This window comes from Clostridioides sp. ES-S-0123-01 (assembly GCF_020658415.1).
Classification (GTDB): domain Bacteria; phylum Bacillota; class Clostridia; order Peptostreptococcales; family Peptostreptococcaceae; genus Clostridioides.
This window is the reverse complement of record NZ_JACVWD010000002.1, coordinates 737,780-759,137: the sequence shown is the minus strand read 5'-3', so window position 1 is coordinate 759,137 and position 21,358 is coordinate 737,780. Positions and strand designations below refer to the sequence as shown.

Genomic DNA, 21,358 nt, shown 5'->3' with positions numbered 1-21,358 from the left:
GGAGTGAACATCGATGAGAGAAGAGGTTAGTGCTGGTGGTGTAGTCCTGTTTGGCAATACGATTCTTTTACTAAGGAAGTTCAATGGAGATTGGGTGCTACCCAAAGGAAAAGTAGAAGAAGGGGAAAATAACCAAGAGGCAGCATTACGTGAAGTAAGCGAAGAAACTGGAGTAAAAGCAGATATATTGAAATATTTAGGTGAAATACACTATACATTCAAAGAAAACTGGGATGAAAATAGAGCAGTTCATAAAACAGTTTTTTGGTACTTAATGCAAGCAAAAAATATGGATACTATTCCACAAAAAGAGGAAGGCTTTATTGATGCTAAATTTATCCATCTAGATAGAGTGGTAGACCTAGCTAGGTATGATGATGAAAAGGAAATAATAAAGGTTGCCTTGCAGGAAATAAAAAAAAGGTTAAAGAAAAATTAGTTAATGGGTGATATATATGTCTTTTTCAACTGAAACCAAAAATGAACTAGCGAGAATTGTATCTGAGAATGAATGTTGTAATATAGCTGAACTGTCAGCTCTAGTTAAATCAGGGGGAAGTATACAAATTGTTGGATATAAAAAACTAAATTTAAAAATAACAACAGAATTAAACTCAATAGCCCGTAAAGTCTTTAAGTTATTAAAAAAGAATTTCAGCATAAATACTACAATTTCTGTAAATAAAAATCAAATGTTAAAGAGAAATAATAGTTATGTATTAATGGTAACAAGTGAAATGGGTTCAGAAATGTTATTAAAAAAATTAGGTGTATTGGAAGAAAAAGAGGGATTTTTTACTATAAATAGAGTTCCAGAAAGTTTGGTTAAACATGAGGGATGTAAAAGAGCTTTTATAAGAGGAGCTTTTCTTGGTGGAGGTTCTATAAGTGATCCAGAAAAAAACTATCATATGGAATTTGTAACTAACAATGAGGATTTTGCAGATTCATTAAAAGAACTTATAAATTCTTTAGGCTTTAATAGTAAAATTGTGGCTAGAAAAAATAATTATGTTGTTTATCTTAAAGAGAGTGAACAAATATCCGATTTATTAAGTATTATAGGAGGACACCACGCTCTTTTAAGTCTCCAAAATACTAAAATAGTAAAAGAAATGAGAAATAATGTAAACAGAATAGTAAATTGCGAGACAGCTAACCTTTCTAAAACAGTAAATGCAGCCGTAAGACAAGTAGAAAATATTAGACTAATACAAGAAACTATAGGGATTAGTAGCTTACCAGAAAATTTACAAGAAATAGCCAAGATTAGAATTGAGTATGAAGATATGACTCTCAAGGAGCTTGGAGAGATGTTAGACCCGCCAATAGGAAAATCTGGTGTCAATCATAGACTTAGAAAAATAGAAGAAATCGCAACAGACTTGAAAAAAAAATCATTATAATAAATTTGAGGGGACAATCTCAAAATAAGAATTAATTTCAACATATAGGGTTATAGGTGGAAGTTAATTCCTATTTTGAGATAAAAGTCTCTGTTTTTGTTTTAAGACATGTATTTGTGGTAAAATTAAATTTATAAAACAGGAGGTGATTTAATGGAAAAAGATTTTGCTCATCTTCATGTACATACCGAGTATAGTTTACTTGATGGATTTTCGAGGGTGAAAAAACTTATAAAAAGAGCTAAAGAATTAAATATGAGTTCAATTGCTATTACTGACCATGGCTGTATGTTTGGTGTTATAGATTTTTATAAAACAGCTATAAAAGAAGGAATAAAACCAATTATAGGGTGTGAAGTTTATACAGCTGCACGTGGATTAAGAGATAAAGACCCTAATTATGATAAATATCAAGGACATTTAGTTTTGTTAGCTAAGAATATGGAAGGCTATAAAAATTTGATAAAAATAGTCTCAACTTCATATGTAGAAGGCTTCTACTATAAGCCTAGAGTCGATATGGAAGAACTTAGAAAGCATTGTGAAGGGGTTGTAGCACTTTCTGCATGTCTTGCAGGAGATGTTGCACGTGCTTTGATGAATAGAAATTATGAAAAAGCAAAAAAGTTTGCCATTGATTACAAAGATATATTTGGTGAAGAAAATTTCTTTTTAGAAATTCAAGACCATAATTTACCAGAACAGAGAGAAGTGAATTCTGGATTAGTGAAATTATCAAAAGAGACTGGTATTCCACTAGTTGCTACTAATGATGTTCACTATGTAAATAAAGAAGATTCAAAAATACATGATGTTCTTATGTGTATTCAAATGGGTAAAACAGTAAATGACCCAAATAGAATGAGATTTGGAAGTGATGAGTTTTATCTGAAATCAAGAGAAGAAATGGAAGAGTTATTCCCATATGCACTAGAGGCTATTGATAATACTGTAAAAATAGCCGATATGTGTAATGTAGAGTTTGATTTTAATACTATACATCTTCCTAAATATGATGTTCCAGATGGATATACACCAGAAACTTATTTAAGAGAATTGTGTTTTAATGGATTAAAAGAAAGATATGATAATCCTGATAGTGAGATACTAGATAGATTAAACTATGAATTAGATGTAATTGAAAAAATGGGTTATGTGGAATACTTTTTAATAGTTTGGGACTTTATAAATTTCTCTAAAGAAAATAATATTATAGTAGGACCAGGTAGAGGTAGTGCGGCAGGTTCAATAGTAGCATATACACTTAAGATAACTGATATAGACCCAATAAAATATTCTCTCCTATTTGAACGTTTTCTAAATCCAGAACGTATATCTATGCCAGATATAGATATAGATTTTTGCTATGAAAGAAGAGAAGAAGTTATAGACTATGTAAAGCGAAAATATGGTGATGACCATGTTGCACAAATAATAACTTTTGGAACAATGGGTGCAAAAGCCGCAATAAGAGATGTTGGAAGAGTATTAGATATAGGCTACAATAAGGTTGATAAGATAGCTAAAGAAATACCATTTGCTTTAGGAATGACTATAGATAAGGCATTAGATACAAATCCAAACCTTAAGGATTTATATGACCAAGACCCTGAAACAAAAGAGATAATCAATATATCAAAGCAAATAGAGGGAATGTTAAGACATGCTTCCACTCATGCAGCAGGAGTTGTTATATCCAAAAATCCTGTAGATGAGTATGTACCTCTGTACAAGCATCAAGATGCAATCACAACTCAATTTACTATGACAACACTTGAAGAACTTGGTCTTTTAAAGATGGACTTTCTTGGATTAAGAACACTTACAGTTATAAGAGATGCACTTGATTTAATAGAAAAGAATAGAACAATAAAAAATTACACTGAAAATATAGATTTTTCAAAGATGGACTATGATGATCCAAAGGTATATGAAATGCTTTCATCTGGAAATACTTTAGGAGTGTTTCAGTTGGAAAGTGCTGGTATGAGGAGTTTTATGAAACAACTGAAACCAGATAATTTTGAAGATATTGTAGCGGGAATATCCCTATTTAGACCAGGTCCAATGGACTCTATACCTGCGTATATAAAAAATAAAAGTAATCCAAAAGATGTAACATACTTACATGAGAAATTAAAACCAATAATGGAAGTTACATATGGATGTTTGGTATATCAAGAACAAGTTATGCAAGTTGTTAGAGATTTAGGTGGATATAGTTATGGTCGTAGTGACTTGGTTAGAAGAGCCATGAGTAAGAAAAAAATGGATGTAATGGAAGAAGAAAGACAATATTTTATTCATGGGAAATTTGATGAAGATGGCAACATAGAAATTGCAGGGTGTGTTAGAAATGGTGTAGAAGAGGAAATAGCCAATAAAATATTTGATGACATGATAGATTTTGCTCGTTATGCATTTAATAAATCACATGCAGCTGCATATGGAGTTTTAGCATATGAGACAGCTTATTTAAAAACATATTATCCTGTTGAGTTTATGGCAGCTTTAATAACTAGTGTTATGGGAAATACTGATAAGGTAGTTGAATATATAAGAGAATGTAAAGCATTAGATATAGATGTGTTGCCACCAGACATAAATAAAAGTTTTTCAAAATTCTCGGTTGAAGGTGACAACATAAGATTTGGTCTGGCTGCTGTAAAAAATGTTGGTGTAAATATAATAAATAATATAATTGATGAGAGAGAGTCTAAGGGATTATTTATAGACTTAGTTGATTTAGTTAAGAGATTAGACCAAAAAGATACAAATAAAAGAGTAATAGAAAGCTTAATAAAATGTGGAGCTTTTGATAATATAAGTGAAAATAGAGCTAGTCTGATGGCTGGTTATGAAACTTTATTAGAAAGTGTTTCTATGGACAGAAAGAAAAATGTTCAAGGTCAAATTTCATTATTTGATGCTTTTGGAGATAGTGAAGAAGATAGTGACTTTCAACAAATATATAATTTACCTAAAAGACCAGAATATGAAGAAAGAGAGAAACTTAATCTTGAAAAAGAAGTTCTGGGAATGTATGTAAGTGGGCATCCTTTATCGCAATTTGAAAAAGAATTACAAGAAAAAACATCTATAGATAATGGAAAGTTAAATTCATTAAAAGAGGATGAAGAGTCATATATACAAATGAATGAAACTGATGCAATAATGGGTGGAATGATTGTAAATAAAACGATAAAAACCACAAAAAGAAATGAAATTATGGCATTTATTGAGTTAGAAGATTTATATGGTGCTATAGAAATAATAGTTTTTCCTCAGTTATTACAAAAATATAATGTTATTTTAAACGAAGATAATATAATTTATGTAAAAGGAACATTAAGTATAAAAGAAGGCGAAAATGCAAAACTTATAGCTAGAGAAATAAAAGATATAAAAGACAATACTGACTTTGAAGCTAAAAAATATAATTCAGTAAGAACTAAAAATGTACAAAATGTGAAGTTAGAAAGTGGAAAAAAACTGTATTTAAAAATAGATAGTATGTCTGACACAGATACAACTTACAATATTATAGAAATAGCAAAGCAATATCCAGGCAATGACAGTATATACTTATATCCTATGGATGAAAATATAAATGGTAAGCGCAAAGCATATAAAATGACAGGAGTATCCACCTTTATATGTGATGAATTTATAAACAATTTAGAAAGATTACTTCCTAAGGATAACATAAAGATAAAAGCTTAATTTTTTGGATAAAAATCTAAATATATTATAATAATATGAAAAATATTGTCCGTTTTGTGATATAATATCACAAAATGGACATTTAAGGACATTTAATTTTTTTAGTCTTGATGGGATTGAAAAATGATATAGGGACGAAAAAAGTCCATTAAGATGTGATAAGAATGATTATAATAAAAATTTGACATAAAATCCAAGGAGGTAAAAAATGAAAACTATAGGATTACTAACAAGTGGAGGAGATGCTCCAGGAATGAATGCTGCAATTAGAGCGGTTGTAAGGTCAGCAATATATTATGGATGCAAAGTATATGGAATCAATAGAGGATATAAGGGATTGTTGGAAGAAGATTTAACTGAAATGAACTTATCTTCTGTTGGGGATATTATACACAGAGGAGGAACTATATTAAAATCTTCTAGATGTGAAGAATTCAAAACAGAAGAAGGTAGATTAAAGGCAGTAAAAATTCTTAAAAAGTATAAAATTGACTGCTTAGTAGTAATTGGAGGAGACGGTTCATTTACAGGAGCTCAAAAACTTAGTGACTTAGGATTTCCAGCTATAGGTATACCAGGAACTATAGATAATGACTTAGCATATACAGATTATACTATAGGATTTGACACTGCAATGAATACTATTATAGATGCTATAGGTAAAATAAGAGATACATCATCATCTCATGAAAGAGTTAATATAGTAGAAGTTATGGGAAGACACTGTGGAGATTTAGCCTTATATGCAGGTCTTGCAGGAGGAGCTGAAACTATAATAGTACCAGAAGTAGAGGTTAAAGTAGATGAAGTTGCTTTAAGATTAAAGACAACTCAAAAAAGAGGCAAGAGACATAGTATAATCGTGTTGGCAGAAGGAGTTGGAAGTGCTAGCGATTTAGAGAAGGAACTTAAAAAAGAATCAGGAGCAGATTTAAGAGTAACTGTATTAGGTCATGTTCAAAGAGGAGGAAGTCCAACTGTATTTGATAGAATACTAGCAAGCAGACTTGGTGTAAGAGCTGTAGAATTACTACTAGATGGAAAGTCAGCTAGAGTTGTCGGAATAAAAGAAAACAAAATAATTGACTTAGAAATAAGTGAAGCTTTATCTCAAAAGAAGGTTTTTGATAAAGAAGCTTATGAAATGGCAAAAATATTATCTATATAAATCTTAGTATTTAAAATAAATCTGTGAAATAATATTTCAGGAGGAGCAAATATGTTAAATAATGTAAAGAAAACAAAAATTGTTTGTACGCTAGGGCCAGCATCACAAAGTGAAGAAGTTTTAACTCAACTTATGCAAAATGGTCTAAATGTGTGCAGATTTAACTTTTCCCATGGTTCACATGAAGAACACAAGGAAAGAATAGATATGGCAAAAAAAGTTAGAGAAAAACTAAATAAACCAGTTGCTATATTATTAGACACTAAAGGTCCAGAAATTAGAACAGGTAATTTTGCAGACCCAGAGGTATCTTTAGAAGAAGGACAAAAATTTACTATAACTATGAAAGATGTTGTAGGAACTAAAGAAATATGTACAGTAAGTTATAAGGGTCTTGCTGAAGATGTTAAAGTAGGAGATTCTATACTAATAGATGATGGATTAGTTGGTTTAAGAGTAAAAGAAATAAATGGCGAAGATATAGTATGTATCGTTGAAAATTCTGGAATAGTAAAAAATCATAAAGGTGTAAATGTGCCTGGTGTAAAAATAAATTTACCAGCAATAACTCCTAAAGATATAAGCGACATAGAATTTGGAATAAGCCAAGGTATAGACTATATAGCTGCCTCATTTGTAAGGAAAGCATCTGATGTACTAGCAATAAGAGAAATTTTAGAAAATAACAATGCAACTGATATACAAATTATATCTAAGATAGAAAATCAAGAAGGTGTAGAAAACTTAGATGAAATATTAAAAGTTTCTGATGGTATAATGGTAGCTAGAGGTGATTTAGGTGTTGAAATACCTACTGAAGAAATGCCAATAGTTCAGAAAATGATGATAAAAAAATGCAATGAATTAGCAAAACCAGTTGTAACTGCTACACAAATGCTTGATTCTATGATAAGAAATCCAAGACCAACAAGAGCAGAAGTTACAGACGTAGCTAATGCTATATATGATGGAACAGATGCAATAATGTTATCTGGAGAAACTGCTGCTGGGAAATATCCTGTAGAAGCTGTAAAAATGATGGCTACAATAGCAAAAAGAACAGAAGAAACTTTGGATTATGATAGATTGTTAAAGGAAAATGGTACTAATAATGTTACAGTAACAGATGCAATAAGTCATGCTACTTGTACAACAGCTGTAGATTTAGATGCATCAGCTATAATAACATCTACTTCCTCAGGTTATACTGCTAGAATGGTGTCTAAATTTAGACCAAAATCTCCAATAATAGCTACTACAAATAATGAAAAAACTATGAATAAACTAGCTCTTACATGGGGAGTTTATCCAGTTAAATCTTCTGTTGCAGGAAATACAGATGAAGTTATAGAAAAAGCAATAGAAGCAGCTAGACAAGCAGATTATATAGATAATGGAGAACTAGTGGTTATAACTGCTGGAGTACCAGTAGGAGTAAGCGGAACTACTAACTTAATAAAGGTTCATGTAATAAGTGAAGAAATTGTTCAAGGTATAGGTGTAGGTAATCAAACAGTAGAAGGTAAAGTTCGTATAATAAAAAATGGAGATACTTGTGTAGACTTCAATAAAGGAGATATATTAGTTTCTACAGCTACTGATGCTGAAATGAACAATTATATAGAGAAAGCAGGAGCTGTAGTAACTGAAAATGGTGGAATGACATCACATACAGCTATCGTAGGAATAAATTTAGATATACCAGTTATTGTGTCTGCAAATGATATAACTAATCTAGTAAAAGATGGAGAAGTTGTAACAGTGGATGCATCAAGAGGTGTAATATATAGAGGTTCAACTAGAGTTTTATAAGAAAATAATAAATTTATTTTGTCAAGGGGCTTTATAAGCTCCTTTTTTTTTGGTAAAATAAAATATTGTAGCTTAGTAAAAAATATAGTTTAGTTAATAGCAAGATTTTAATATATATTTAAAGAAAAGAATTTGTAAGAATTTAAATTTAATATAGTGATTGGAGGGTGATTTATGCTTTCAAAAAACGAGGTGTATATTGTAGATATAGTAGACATTGGACAGGCTGGAGTAGGCGTTGGAAAGTACAATGGTATTACAGTTTTTGTAGAGGGCGGATTAATACAAGATAAAGTTAAAGTTAAAATTAATAAGGTCAAGAAAAATTATGCTGTAGGAGACATTGTTGAAATAATAGAGAAGTCTCCATTTAGAGTAAAAAGAGTGTGTAGTGACAATCTTAAGGATTGTGGAGGGTGCCAAATACAAGATTTAGACTATAATAAACAACTTGAAATGAAAAAAAATGAAGTTAAACAAGTGCTTACAAGAATAGGTAAGTTGGATGATGTGGTAGTTCATGATACTATAGGCATGGAGAAGCCATATAGATATAGAAATAAAGCTCAATTTCCAATACAAAAGAACAATGGAGTTCCTATTATTGGTTTTTACAAAAAGAAGACTCACGATGTAATATCGACAGAAAAATGTGTAATACAACATGAACTAAATGATAAAATTGTTAAGATAATAAAAACGTATATAAGAGCTTATAAGGTAAGCATATATGATGAAAAGTCTCAGACTGGAGTAATTAGACATTTGGTGACAAAAATTGGATTTACAACTAAAGAAGTAATGGTTGTATTAGTTGCTAATGGAAACAGACTTCCATATCTTAAAGAATTAGCTTCAGTATTAGAGGAAAATATACCTGGATTTAAGACTTTAGTTGTAAATATAAATGAAAAAAATACAAATGCCATTCTTGGAAAAGAGAATATAGTTGTGTATGGAGATGGTAAAATAAATGATTATATAGGAGATTTAGTATTTGAGATTTCTCCATTGTCATTTTTCCAAGTAAATCCTATACAAACTAAGGTATTATATAATAAAGCTCTTGAATATGCAGATTTAAAGGATACTGATACTGTTTTTGATATTTATTGTGGTATAGGTACAATATCTTTATTTTTAGCGCAAAAGGCTAAAAAAGTTTATGGAATAGAAATTATAGAAGATGCTATAAAAGATGCTAAGGTAAATGCTAGATTAAACAATATACATAATGCTGAATTCTATGTGGGTAAGGCAGAAGAGGTTGTTCCTAAGATGTATAGTGAGGGTAAGACTGCTAATGTTGTAGTTGTAGACCCACCTAGAAAGGGTTGTGACGAAAAGGTTTTAGATACAATTGTTTCAATGAATCCTGAGAGAATTGTTTATGTTTCTTGTAATCCTTCTACTTTAGCAAGGGATTTAAATTATCTAAATATGCATGGATTTAAATGTATTGAGGCACAACCTGTAGATATGTTCCCTCATTCTACACATGTGGAAACTGTAGCTAAGATAATCAAGCAATAGTAATGTATATATTAAGATTTAAACAATAAAACAGGAAAGGCTCTTTAGGCTCTCTGTGATAAGGATGTTTACAAACCAAGTAACAGCAAGGCATACAGCCAAACGGTTCCAAGTAAATTGTAAGCATCCATTTCACACAAAACCAAAAAGCCATTGAAACTATCTTTACAGACGGTTCCAATGGCTTTTTGCTGCACTATTGCCGGATAAATCACTTTAAATCGTTAAATCTTTGTCTGGGATTCCGGTCTGGACGCGCAAGCATTTATCGCTTACCATAATAGGTGAAGGAGGCGAGATAATGCAACAGACGATTGAATTGCTTTATAATGGGGATATTTGCCCAGGCGAGCGGACGAGGATTCGACTTGGCGGATATAAAGCCGCAAGAGAGATTGCCATGAAGGCTCACGATGCCCTTGAGGATAAGCTCTATGCGAACCAATGAAAGCGGAGCTCGATGAGTTTCTTTCCAAAGATTCCGATGCGACTTCCATGTATGCTACACAGTCTTTTATTGATGGCTTCAAGCTGGGGGCAAAGCTGATGTTAGAGATTTTGGAGGTGGGCGATGATGATTGACTTGGAATATATTGGTATTAATGGGTTGCTTTATTCGAACATTGAAACTGGAATGGAAAACATAGAAAACGATTTAAGTAAATATGGTTTATTTCGATTACGGTATCTACATAAGTATAAGTTTGGGATGTATCGGGAATTGTTTTTGACAGGCAGACTGGCTCACAGCCCACCCAATGCCCCTTGAGGATACGATGGAGCGCATTCGGCTACGGACACAGGCACAGACGATAGCCGATGAAATTGTGTTTGCAGAACTGATTTACACTTAAAAACAGCCGCTGCACTAACAGTAAAAAGTTGGTGTGGCGGCTTGTTTGTGTAGATTATCTCGATACTCTCGAAAAGCAGCCAACGAGAGTGGCACACAGCAAATTGCTCATAATATGATTATAGCATCATCATTCGCTCAATTCCAATGCCGCTAATAAGCAATCTCTCTCGCTTATTGCATAACATCTGTTGCGTCCAATCAACAAACCCACCATCACCAATTTCAAGGGTTTCACCGTCTTTTTCCATATAAATCTTAAAATTGATTCCTTTGTAATAATTATTATCCTCATGGTCTAAATCAAAATCAAACGGTGTATCAGGTAGCTCGGTTTGTATCAGTTCTGACATTCTCTGAAAAAATCCATCGGTATCGGTATAGCCACCACGCTTTCTAAGAGTGACCGACATTTTTGCATGATACTTTTCGAGTAACAGTAGCTTATAATACTCAAGCTGCTTTAAAAGTATTTCTTTCTCACTCAAATAAGAGCCAGTGTCTTTAGCTGTCGATACAATGCAAAATATCCCGAAGTGAGCAAAATGATTTTTGCTTAAAAGAGGTTGAGTTCTCGTCGTTCTTGCAGTTGTGCAAAAGTGCGCGGAAGTAGAATTATCAAGTGCTTTATTTTTTATTTTATCCGCAATTATGGTTGCGAGCATATTTGTTGGGTCAGCAAGTACTTCTGTTCCACGAAGTGCACTGACTATATTGTTTTGATCCACACAGCCAAATGTAGAGCAGTTACCAAACGGTGCAACGGGAGAAAGCATAACGCTTTTAATACCAACACTTTTTGCAAGCTCTAATAGCATAATTTCATACTTGTGATAATCTATGGCATCGCAACCGCTCGGAACGCAAAAACGGTTTAGCGCATAGCTTTTCAGCATATTTGGAGGAGATATATTTTTTTGCTTCATTATCTCAAGCAGCAATGTATTCAGGTCAGATTGTGACAACGAAGCCATTTTCTCCGTTAATTCTGGATTACCAATCTTATTTAATATTCGGTTTGTTATCTCATTCACTTTTTTCACCACATTTCGTATCAATCATATATTCTTCAAGGTATAATTTGCGTCCATCCAGTGTTATTACTTCTTTCTCGCTGGATAGCACACCCCCAAAATAGAGCGGTATTTTTTTGCTTGCAATATTTCGTTTGTCAACAGGATAGAGCAGCTTTTTAATACCCATATTTTCGGCATACTCGATCAGTCCACCAATAGCTTCTCTGCCATAATAATTACCATGAGCTGATATTTTTGTCCAGATGCCAAGTTCAGGAATTTCACCTTTTAATTTGTGCAAACCGCATGTTCCTAAAAACTCACCCGTATCCGAAAGTGTAATCACATACACAAAATCAGTGCCATCAATGCGTTGTTTCGTGAAATTTTCAATAACACTTTCAGTTTCGCTTATTTTATTCGCAGGACAAGGAAACATGTATGTTGTTACCTCATTTGAGAAGTTAGCGAAAATGTCGTGTTTATGCTTTTTTTCAACAGGCAAAAGTACTAACCGTTTCGTTTGAATGTTCATAAGTTTGACCTCGTCTAATATAAATTGAACCCATCCCGCCGCTACCACCAAATCGCAGGAGGGTATCTTTCTAATTCAGTATACCAAAAATATCGTCTAAAAGAAATACAAAAGTCATTGCAATTCAAGCCTTTTAGCAAATTCCGTTTCTGAAATTCCCCCCGCCACATACTGCCGCCTTGCTTCTTTCGCCGTTTCCGCCCAAAAAGTGAACGCTTTTCGTGCCGCACCAATCTTATCGTCGGCGGGCATTTCTTTGGCTTCATCCCGCATCATCTTAGCGTAATGCGCCTTGTAAATCCGCTCATAATCGAGCAGCGGTGCATCCTCCGCCAGCTTTTTCAGATACTCCGCTTTGTTGCCGATTGCCTTACATGTGAGTCCGTTTTCTGCCGTTCGGTCACAGTAAAAGGTTTCGTGCTTGGATTTGAGAACGAAATATCGGCCGCAGTTGCGGCACTTTCGCACACGCAAACCCTGCTTGAGTAATTCTGTAAATTCAAAATACAGAAATTCATTGAGGCTTTGTAGAATGGTGAAGCTCACAATATTTGCGCCCTTGGGGTTCAGCTTGTCGATTGCGGCAAGCTGTTCTTTTTTGTCTGCAAGCTCCATTTTGTCTATGGCTTCAAAATCAGCTTTGCCGTTTTTGGTAGGCGCAATCGCCGTGCCGGTCAGTAAGGTAATAAAGCATATAGTCTTGATGCAATGCGGTAAATGCCATAAATCGTCCGCAAAGGCAGAAATCGACGCCGAGCAGGATAAGCTGCTCAACGCCGACCGCTTTCTGAAAATCGTGGAAAAGTACACTGATATTCGGGAGCTGACGTCCGAACTCGTGCGAGAGTTTATCGAAAAAATCGTTGTTTATGAGCGCAGCGAGCCACGGAAGAAGAAAAATTACACCCAGCAGGTTGAGGTCTATTTCAACTTTGTCGGCAGAGTTTAGAACAGAGAAAAGCCGTAGGATACTCGCTGTGTATCCTACGGCTTTTCTCAAGGATGGAAAACATCCTTATCGGGCAGAGCCATTAGGGAGCCTTTTTTTCTATTTCATAATTCAATAATGAACAAAATTAAAATTCTGTTTTTTAATAATGAACATACATTGTAATTATTATTATCTGCAAGTATGATATTTCTAGGAGGATTACTAAAGATGCAAATAAAAAAAGAAGAAATAGAAAAGAAAATTGCAGAAGTTGCAACAAACGAATTTTTAAAAAAAGGTTATGAAAATTCTTCTATGAGAACTATAGCGAAAAAAGCTCATACGTCTATTGGAAATATGTATCATTAAGTAAACTGTTTTTTGACCGATTAACAGGTAATAAAAAGATTACGATGCTTGAAGGTGCAGGGCATTTTCCAATAGAAGAAAATGGATTGAATAAAATGAGTAGTACTTGTATTATATTTTTGGAACAATGTTATGAAATAACAAATTTATAGAATTATCTTTATGTATTGCCATAAGGAAAAATATAAAAAATACTTATTATAAAAAATTAATATTAAGTGAATATTAGATTTGAAAAGACTCCTAAATGCTATAGAATAAAGAAATGAGACAAACCTAAATATATGAGTATGTTAAACTACACTTGAATATAAAAATATTTTATAGTAAAGTATCAGTAATAATATTAGTGAATGAGTGTCTTGCTCAGCATTTATAGATAACTAACATATGACAACAAATAATAATATTATTACATATTACTTTGTTAAATTGTGGTGTAGTGGGCTTTAATTTGCTATACCTTTATTAATTTTACATAGAGTTATTTTGAATATAATTATGTTGAAATAGAAAAGATTAAATTTTCCAGTCTACAGGAGTTTTCTATTTTTGTGTAGGTAAATATGTATATCACATAAAAAGTTAGATATAAATACCTGTGGAATTTTTTTGTAGTAAACACAAGATATGGAGGATTCAAAAAGGAATTATCCAAATAGAAAGCGAACTTATTATCAGGATAACACCTGTCTAGATAATTTTATTTGCACGAAGTGTGCTTGCTTTGTAGTTTCAGAAGGCTCTGGGATACAACATAGAAATCACTGTACTCATTGCCTACACAGTTTCATGTGGATATTATTCCTAGTGACCGTGCCACAGATTGTGATGGTAATATGGAACACATTGGAGTATGGGTGAGAAAAAATGGTGAGTGGGCAACTATTTGGCAGAGAAGGAAAAGAAATTCAAAAACATTACAAAAACAAATAAAATCATTAAAAAATATTCTAAAAATAAATAAGATATTTCAAACCTGAGTGCAGTTGTTTTGCCATATTTATTCATTTGTTGATGGATTGAAAGGCTGCTTATTTATTGAAGTTCTAGTTATCAGATAGTCAGATGAACAGATACAGAGCCGATAAACTTGTTGGCGATAGCAGTATATCGGCTCTGTGTCTGTGTACTTTTTATGTTCCTTTAGCATTCATATTACAAATACATCAAATAATACTGCTTAAAACCAACTAAAATTTCCTTTGTTGTTTCTCTTTGTATAATATAGAGCATAATCAGATTGTTTATATAAAGATTGAAACGTATCTAAGTTGCTTTCTAGTCTTGATATGCCTATAGAGCAAGAATTGATATCAGAACATAACTTTGCAACTTTTTTTGCTTTATTTTCAACATCTTCCTTAGACTGATTGATATATTCAAATACAGCAAATTCATCTCCTCCAAGTCTTCCAATAATAGCATTATTGGTAAACACTTTAGTCAAAACATTAGCAAATTGTATTAATATTTCATCTCCTCTAATATGACCAAATATATCATTTATTTGCTTAAAATTATCTAAATCAAAAATATAAAAATACCCACATGAAGTAGTTTCTAGCATTTCTTTTATATGTACTTCAAAAAAATGACGATTATATAATCCAGTCATAAGGTCTTTTTCTGATTTCAACTTAAATTCATTAGCCATAGCTAGAGCTTCTTTTGCTTTTTCAGTTATTGTTTTAGGATAGTATTCATCTTTTACCTGATCAAAGTTTGGAATAGAATGGTGTATATGGAGCAGTGTGATTTTACCATCTATAACTTTATATACCATAGTAAATCGAGTATCCATTTCTACATATATGTCTCTTTCTAAGTACTCTTCTTCTATTACCCATAGAGTTCCATATACTATAAAAGTTTCATTTGTAACTTTAGTACATGAGTACCACTCATCTATAATTTTAAAATTTATTTCTTCTGATTCTATTTGGTCTTTTTCAAGATTTATAATGAAGTTCTCTAATGATGTATAGAATTCATGTTTTCCTGTTCCAAACAATGTAAAATTATCATCTAATAAAGACATGATAAATTGTAAGCCATCCTCGTCTGGATTTAAAATATAAATGTGCCAGATTTTCTTTGATAAATCACATAATTGTTCTTGTATTGTATTATTTTCCATAGAGTAACCCCTTAAGATTTGTAGTTTATAATTCTTTTAGTTAGTACTATTTATTTGGATGCTTGTTACAATATTATAATATAGAATTAAAAAAATTGCATCTGACTTGTACAATAGTGTACTTTATAAGAAGAAGCATAGGGTAATCATCTCTAATGTAAATAATGTATTTTTAAATTTTGCTTAAAGCAATTAATGAAATTTAATTTCAATTGTAAAGAAATAAAATAAATTTAAATATATGAGCATCTTAAATTATACTTGAATATAAAAAAATTTTATGGTAAACTATCAGCAATAATATTAGTAAAGGAGTGTCTTGCTTGATGTCGGAGTTATATATAATGGTAACCAACAAGTAAATAGTTGGAGACGCATAGGTATTCTGTTTAATCAGAATTTTTAAGTGTATTTTTGATACATTTAATTGTTGTGTCTTGTTCTGCCTTTATAGATAACTAACATATGACAACAAATAATAATATTATTATATATTACTTTGTTAAATTGTGGTGTAGTGGGCTTTAATCTGCTACACCTTTATTAATTTTACATAGTGTTATTTTGAATATAATTATGTTGAAATAGAAAAGGTTAAATTTTCTAGTCCACAGGAGTTTTCTGTTTTTGTGTAGGTAAATATGTATACCACATAAAAAGGCAGATATGAATACCTGTGGACTTTTTTTGTAGAAAATACAAGATATGGAGGCAATAAAAATGAGTATTATTGAGCTTAATGAACTGACTAAATCTTATAGGAGATTTGAGAAAGAACCAGGATTTATGGGAAGCATAAAATCTTTATTTAATAGAAAATATACAGAAAAAACAGCTATATCATCCCTTAATTTAAAAATAGAGGAAGGAGAATTTGTTGGATTAATAGGTAAAAATGGAGCTGGAAAAACAACTCTTGTCAAAATAATGACTGGAATTATTGCTCCATCTTCTGGAAAAATTTCTGTCATGGGTTATTATCCAAATAAGTTAGAAAATAACTTTAAAAAACAATATGCTGTTGTTATGGGGCAAAAAAGTCAGCTATTTTTTGAATTGACGCCAGCAGATACATTTCTTTTATTTAAAGAGTTATATGATATATCTGATGAAGAGTATAAAAAGAATTTGGATTATTTTATAGAGTTGTTTGAAGTATCTGATTATCTAAATGTTCAAGTTAGAACACTTTCTTTAGGAGAAAGAATGAAAATGGAGCTTATTGTAGCACTTCTTCATAATCCTAAAATTTTATTTTTAGATGAACCAACAATAGGTCTAGATGCAGTGGCACAAAAACAAATTAGGTATTTTCTGAAAGAAGTAAATAAGAAAAAAGGTACTACAATAATGCTTACCTCTCATTATATGGAGGATATAAAGAGCCTTTGTAGTCGAAGTATTGTCATAGAAAATAGTCATAAAATATATGATGGCTCTACAGATGAATTATTTAATCATTTTCAAAAATATAAGAAAATAACAGTTAGCTTCACTGATGAAACTAAAATTTTATTTCCAAAAGACTATAAGATTATTGAGCAAACAAAACATAAAACATCAGTAATTGTACCAAAAGAAAAAGGTAATGAAACTGTTAAATGGATTTTTGATAAGTATGATGTTGAGGATGTAACAATTGAAGAAGAAGATATAGGGAATGTTGTAGAACGAATATACAAAGAAGGATGTGAAGAGTATTATGAACAACTATAATGAAGCATATTCAAGACAATCATTGTTTTATAGATTTAAACAAAATATAAGAAAGTACTATGAAATAGCTAAAATTAATTTCAAAGTACAACTTATTTGGAGGTTTGATGTAGTAGTTAACATGATGTTTACTATTATAAAAATTTTATTTGCTTATATTTTGTGGAAGGCAATTTTTGGTGAAAATGACATAGTTTCTGGCTTTACATTTAATTCAATGTTGTCCTATTATATAATAAGTTCATTTTTATCAGGTATTGATATGTCAAGAAGTACAAGTGAGGAGATATGCAATCGTGTAAAGTTGGGTACATTTTCAAAATACATTATTATTCCGATTGGTGCACAAAATTATTTTTTTGCTAAAAATTTTGGAATGACCTTTTTTTACTTAGTATTTAATATGATTTCTGCTTTTGTATGGATTTTTATATTTAAAATAGATTTTGCTTTTACATCAAATCCAATACAAATTTTAATTTCAATTTTGATGATTTTCTTAGGGCTTATTTTTATGATGCAGCTTCATTTCTTTATTGGAATTTTATCATTTAAATTTCTAGAGATTGGTTTTTTTAGAATGATAATCGATAATATAACTGAATTTGTTACAGGAACAATGATACCGCTTGTTCTTTTGCCAGAAGTTGTAGTAAATGTTATGAAATTGTTTCCATTTTATTACACAACCTATTTACCATCTATGTTATTAATAGGTAGAAATAGTAATGATGCAGTACAAGGACTGATTATTATAGCCTTATGGGTTTTATTCTTCTTTATAGTAAATAAAATTGTCTATAAGAAGATGAGAACACTATTTGATGGGGTGGGGATATAATGAAAAAAAAATTTAAAATAATATTTATGTTACTAAAAATGAAATTATCAAAAATGATGGTGTTTAGATTTGATTTTTTTGGAGCATTTTTTGTAGATAGTTCATTATTTATATTACAATTGTTAATGTTTAATGGCATTTACTCTCATGTAGATTCAATAGGAGGTTGGCTGCGTGGAGAGATGATAATATTTATAGGAACTTTTTCATTAATAAATGCTATAAATATGACCATTTTCTGTTTTGGAATTTATGATATTCCACGCAAAATTCAAGAAGGAGAATTAGATTATTATATTACGAAGCCAATAGACCCATTGTTTAGATTGACATTTGAGAATATTAATATCGGTTCATCACCTTTAATTTTGGCAAGTATACTTATAGTTGTATATGGAGTATCTGGATTAAATTCAGAAATAAATTTTGCTATGGTACTGGCATATACATGTATGGTGTTATTGATGACATTGCTTTTTTATGATGTGTGTATTATATTTCGGACAATTCCATTTTTTGTTATATCATCCTCTGCTATAATGAGATTGGAAGATAATTTACTACCAATGAATATGAAAATTCCAGGTGTAATTTATGAAGGTATTTTTAAGCTACTATTTTATTTGATTTTACCATATGGAATTATGTCAACAATCCCAACTCAAATTTTGTCTGGGACATTAACAATAAAAGGATTAATCTACTCAATTAGTATTGTATTTGTATTTACAGTATTTATGTGGAGGTTTTGGAAATTAGGACTGAAACATTATAAAAGTGCAAGTAGTTAATAAATTTTCAGTTTAGAGGTGGCAAGGAATGAAAAATATAGCAAATATTATTACTATACTTAGAATCATTTTATCAATAGCTTTGCTCAAAATAGATATGTTTTCTTCTTTATTTTTTACAGTCTATAGTATGTGTGGAGTAAGTGATTTTCTTGATGGATATATAGCTAGAAAAATGAATATAGAAAGTAAGCTTGGCTCAAGGCTTGATAGTATGGCTGATATATGTTTAGTAATATCAATGTTTATTATTATGCTTCCAGTGATAAATATTTCAAATTATATAGTATTATGGATATTAATAATTGTCCTTGTTCGAATTACATCAATAATTATAGTGATTCGTAAATACAACACATTTGCTATATTACATACATATGGAAATAAATTATCTGGGTTTATGTTATTCTGTTTGCCTTTAGTTTATAATATTATGAATACAAATTTACTTGCAAGTATAGTTTGTGTTGTAGCAAGTATCTCAGCCACTGAAGAAGTAATAATACATATATTATCTAAAGAGTTAAAAATAGATATTAGTAGTATTATAGAAGTACTTATTTCATAAACCTGTTTCATATGATACTAGACAATAGAAACTAAAATTTATGTAAGTATTGATTAAAAGATGAAAAATAATTAGATTAAAGATTAAGGTATTATACTTATCATATATGATATTATAATAGCAAGATATATTAAAACTCTATTTAAATAATTATATATGATTTTTATGGGATTATATACGATTGTAGATACTATATTTGTATCTAGATTTGTAGATACAAATGCTTTATCTGCAATTAATCTTGTCTGTCCTATTATTAATATTATTGTTGGACTTGGAACCAGGCTTGCTACTGGAGGAAGTGCTATTGTAGCTTGCAAGATGGGGAATGGATATGGATGGAGCAAAGAAAATTTTTACTTTGACTATATTATCTGGAGCTATAATTGGAATACTAATTACCAGTATAGGTTTACATCATCTATGTTTACAGCATTATCTAATGGAAAGATATCTGCAATACTATCTTTTTTACGTACATTTGGTTTTATAACTATAGGTTTATTGACATTACCAAATATCTTGAATATAGATGGAATATGGTTAGCAGTGCCAATTGCTGAGCTTTTAACCTTATTTTTAACAGTTAGTTTTATATATAGATATAAGAATAAGTATAACTATATATAAATACAATAATAAATATAATTAACATATATCTTTTTCGATTGTACATCATTTAGCCCATAAGTAACGATTTTTCATTTATTTATGGGCTTTTATTGTATTCTTTCCTTTGGATTCATTCCTTAATTGACAAGTTTGTTCCTAACAACAGTACGATTTTAACGTTCTTTTAGCATTTTGTTATCCATATACTGAATAATCAAATCAGCACCAAATTCATTACCACCTGCATTTCTAATTTCCTTTTGCATAAGCAATATACTTTGAGCTATAGTCGAATCATTAAGAACAGCTAAGGTAGAATTTTTAAGAATGTCACTTGTAATGTGTTTGTGAGAAATCTTTTTCCCTAAGTTTAAGCGTTCAATTTGCTGTGCGTTAGTTGGTTGGTCACTTATAAACGGAATAACCACCATAGGAACGCCAAAATAAAGAGACTCCATAACACTATTTAAGCCACCATGAGTTATAAAAACACTTGCTTTTTCTAATATTTCAAGCTGTGGTACAAAAGGGAAAATATAAAAATTATTTGGTATCTTACCTAAATCTGATATATTTATTGAATTACCAACAGATATAATGACAGTTACATTTTCATCTTTAAAAGCATTGATACATTTTTTGTAAAATGACATTGCTTTATTTACAATTGTACCTAGAGAAATATAGACCAAATTATTTTTTGATTTTGGCAATATAAATTCATTTTTTTTATTACGTTGATAAATAGAGGTACCCAGAAACTTAAATTTATTTTCTGAAAAATCTTCTGCATATGGTTGGAATTTTTTTACAGTATATACAAGATTAAGTTCTGGAGGATTTTCAGTAATCTCTTTTAACCAAGAATCAGTCTTTAATTTAATTCCCTTTGACACTTTTTTAGTCCATCTACGACATACCCATTCAAAACGAAATACACTTAACACGCCACCCGAATTAATAAATTCTTTCATCAAAACTTTATTAGTAGCTGGTGCAGTAATAATCCTAATAACAGGTTTATTGAATCTCTCTGCTATATGTTTTCCTAGAAAGAAAAAATGCTCATAAATAATTAAATCGAATTCATGTGCTACCTTTATAGAGGCTTGATAGACATTTTTTATTTGAATAGAAAGTTTTTCGTTATCTTCATAATAAAGGAAATCAGCTCCCACTTCTAAGACTTTATCTTTCCATTCTTCAGTTAGTAAGTATGTTACAGAATTACCTCTATTCACTAATTTTTCCACTAACCCAAGGGTAGGGTATACGTGTCCAGAAAAAGGTAAATTTATAAATAAAATTTTCATAATCAAACCTCCTTAAAATGTTTTTATTATA

21 protein-coding genes and 1 pseudogene are annotated in these 21,358 nt (G+C 30.8%); 17 read left to right on the top strand and 5 right to left on the bottom strand.

Annotated elements, in window-relative coordinates; translation table 11 throughout:
- Positions 1-13 precede the first annotated feature (13 nt).
- The 9 genes from IC175_RS06900 (at position 14) to IC175_RS06865 (ending at position 10,411) form a co-directional block, all read left to right on the top strand.
- A complete protein-coding gene (locus IC175_RS06900; RefSeq protein ID WP_003416968.1) occupies positions 14-439 on the top strand; it encodes an NUDIX hydrolase in 426 nt (141 codons plus the stop codon).
- A gap of 16 nt (positions 440-455) precedes the next feature.
- Positions 456-1,406 carry a DNA-binding protein WhiA gene (whiA, locus tag IC175_RS06895; RefSeq protein ID WP_227435601.1) on the top strand — a complete coding sequence of 317 codons (951 nt, stop codon included), beginning with the start codon at positions 456-458 and terminating at the stop codon, positions 1,404-1,406.
- 153 nt (positions 1,407-1,559) lie between these two features.
- Positions 1,560-5,129 carry a DNA polymerase III subunit alpha gene (locus tag IC175_RS06890; protein ID WP_227851334.1) on the top strand — a complete coding sequence of 1,190 codons (3,570 nt, stop codon included), beginning with the start codon at positions 1,560-1,562 and terminating at the stop codon, positions 5,127-5,129.
- A gap of 208 nt (positions 5,130-5,337) precedes the next feature.
- Positions 5,338-6,297 carry a 6-phosphofructokinase gene (gene pfkA / locus IC175_RS06885; protein ID WP_227435605.1) on the top strand — a complete coding sequence of 320 codons (960 nt, stop codon included), beginning with the start codon at positions 5,338-5,340 and terminating at the stop codon, positions 6,295-6,297.
- 51 nt (positions 6,298-6,348) lie between these two features.
- Positions 6,349-8,109 carry a pyruvate kinase gene (gene pyk / locus IC175_RS06880; RefSeq protein WP_227481808.1) on the top strand — a complete coding sequence of 587 codons (1,761 nt, stop codon included), beginning with the start codon at positions 6,349-6,351 and terminating at the stop codon, positions 8,107-8,109.
- A gap of 174 nt (positions 8,110-8,283) precedes the next feature.
- A complete protein-coding gene (gene rlmD, locus IC175_RS06875; RefSeq protein WP_227851333.1) occupies positions 8,284-9,642 on the top strand; it encodes a 23S rRNA (uracil(1939)-C(5))-methyltransferase RlmD in 1,359 nt (452 codons plus the stop codon).
- A gap of 301 nt (positions 9,643-9,943) precedes the next feature.
- A complete protein-coding gene (locus tag IC175_RS06870) occupies positions 9,944-10,090 on the top strand; it encodes a DUF6809 family protein (protein WP_227851332.1) in 147 nt (48 codons plus the stop codon).
- The gene (locus tag IC175_RS19615) at positions 10,087-10,224 is read left to right on the top strand and encodes a DUF6809 family protein (protein WP_413927234.1); all 138 of its coding nucleotides are present in this window, start codon (positions 10,087-10,089) and stop codon (positions 10,222-10,224) included. The genes IC175_RS06870 and IC175_RS19615 overlap by 4 nt, the downstream gene beginning before the upstream one ends.
- A complete protein-coding gene (locus IC175_RS06865) occupies positions 10,214-10,411 on the top strand; it encodes a TnpV protein (protein ID WP_413927233.1) in 198 nt (65 codons plus the stop codon). Before IC175_RS19615 ends, IC175_RS06865 begins: the two co-directional genes overlap by 11 nt.
- 203 nt (positions 10,412-10,614) lie before the next feature.
- Here IC175_RS06865 and IC175_RS06860 read toward each other — a convergent pair whose 3' ends face one another.
- The 3 genes from IC175_RS06860 to IC175_RS06850 all read right to left on the bottom strand — a co-directional run bounded on the left by IC175_RS06860 (position 10,615) and on the right by IC175_RS06850 (position 12,661).
- On the bottom strand, positions 10,615-11,529 hold the full coding sequence (locus tag IC175_RS06860; RefSeq protein ID WP_227851329.1) for a hypothetical protein: 915 nt from the start codon (positions 11,527-11,529) through the stop codon (positions 10,615-10,617).
- On the bottom strand, positions 11,522-12,046 hold the full coding sequence (locus tag IC175_RS06855) for a GNAT family N-acetyltransferase (RefSeq protein ID WP_227481811.1): 525 nt from the start codon (positions 12,044-12,046) through the stop codon (positions 11,522-11,524). Before IC175_RS06855 ends, IC175_RS06860 begins: the two co-directional genes overlap by 8 nt.
- A 114-nt stretch (positions 12,047-12,160) precedes the next feature.
- Positions 12,161-12,661: a DUF6076 domain-containing protein gene (locus tag IC175_RS06850; protein WP_227435834.1), complete on the bottom strand. Its 501-nt coding sequence runs from the start codon at positions 12,659-12,661 to the stop codon at positions 12,161-12,163.
- A 7-nt stretch (positions 12,662-12,668) separates the two neighbouring features.
- Here IC175_RS06850 and IC175_RS06845 point away from each other — a divergent pair, with 7 nt between their 5' ends.
- From IC175_RS06845 to IC175_RS06835, 3 genes and pseudogenes are all read left to right on the top strand, one after another.
- Positions 12,669-12,995: a DUF4368 domain-containing protein gene (locus IC175_RS06845; RefSeq protein ID WP_227851328.1), complete on the top strand. Its 327-nt coding sequence runs from the start codon at positions 12,669-12,671 to the stop codon at positions 12,993-12,995.
- A gap of 210 nt (positions 12,996-13,205) precedes the next feature.
- Positions 13,206-13,346, top strand: a complete 141-nt coding sequence (locus tag IC175_RS06840; RefSeq protein WP_227435620.1) for a TetR family transcriptional regulator — start codon at positions 13,206-13,208, stop codon at positions 13,344-13,346.
- A 630-nt stretch (positions 13,347-13,976) separates the two neighbouring features.
- Positions 13,977-14,329 (top strand): annotated as a pseudogene (locus IC175_RS06835) (RNHCP domain-containing protein).
- 200 nt (positions 14,330-14,529) lie between these two features.
- Here the strand turns inward: IC175_RS06835 and IC175_RS06830 are convergent.
- On the bottom strand, positions 14,530-15,486 hold the full coding sequence (locus IC175_RS06830; RefSeq protein WP_227824521.1) for a diguanylate cyclase domain-containing protein: 957 nt from the start codon (positions 15,484-15,486) through the stop codon (positions 14,530-14,532).
- A gap of 720 nt (positions 15,487-16,206) precedes the next feature.
- Here IC175_RS06830 and IC175_RS06825 point away from each other — a divergent pair.
- From IC175_RS06825 to IC175_RS06805, 5 genes are all read left to right on the top strand, one after another.
- Positions 16,207-17,202, top strand: coding sequence for an ATP-binding cassette domain-containing protein (locus IC175_RS06825; protein ID WP_227851327.1), 996 nt, complete (start codon positions 16,207-16,209; stop codon positions 17,200-17,202).
- Positions 17,189-18,043, top strand: coding sequence for an ABC-2 family transporter protein (locus IC175_RS06820; protein WP_227851326.1), 855 nt, complete (start codon positions 17,189-17,191; stop codon positions 18,041-18,043). The genes IC175_RS06825 and IC175_RS06820 overlap by 14 nt, the downstream gene beginning before the upstream one ends.
- Complete coding sequence (locus IC175_RS06815; RefSeq protein WP_227851325.1) at positions 18,043-18,834, top strand: ABC-2 family transporter protein; 792 nt, start codon at positions 18,043-18,045, stop codon at positions 18,832-18,834. Before IC175_RS06820 ends, IC175_RS06815 begins: the two co-directional genes overlap by 1 nt.
- Positions 18,835-18,862: 28 nt before the next feature.
- A complete protein-coding gene (locus IC175_RS06810; RefSeq protein ID WP_227481817.1) occupies positions 18,863-19,402 on the top strand; it encodes a CDP-alcohol phosphatidyltransferase family protein in 540 nt (179 codons plus the stop codon).
- Positions 19,403-19,567: 165 nt separating this feature from the next.
- On the top strand, positions 19,568-20,032 hold the full coding sequence (locus tag IC175_RS06805) for a hypothetical protein (protein ID WP_227481818.1): 465 nt from the start codon (positions 19,568-19,570) through the stop codon (positions 20,030-20,032).
- Positions 20,033-20,187: 155 nt separating this feature from the next.
- Here IC175_RS06805 and IC175_RS06800 read toward each other — a convergent pair whose 3' ends face one another.
- A complete protein-coding gene (locus IC175_RS06800) occupies positions 20,188-21,327 on the bottom strand; it encodes a macrolide family glycosyltransferase (RefSeq protein WP_227835055.1) in 1,140 nt (379 codons plus the stop codon).
- Positions 21,328-21,358: the final 31 nt, after the last annotated feature.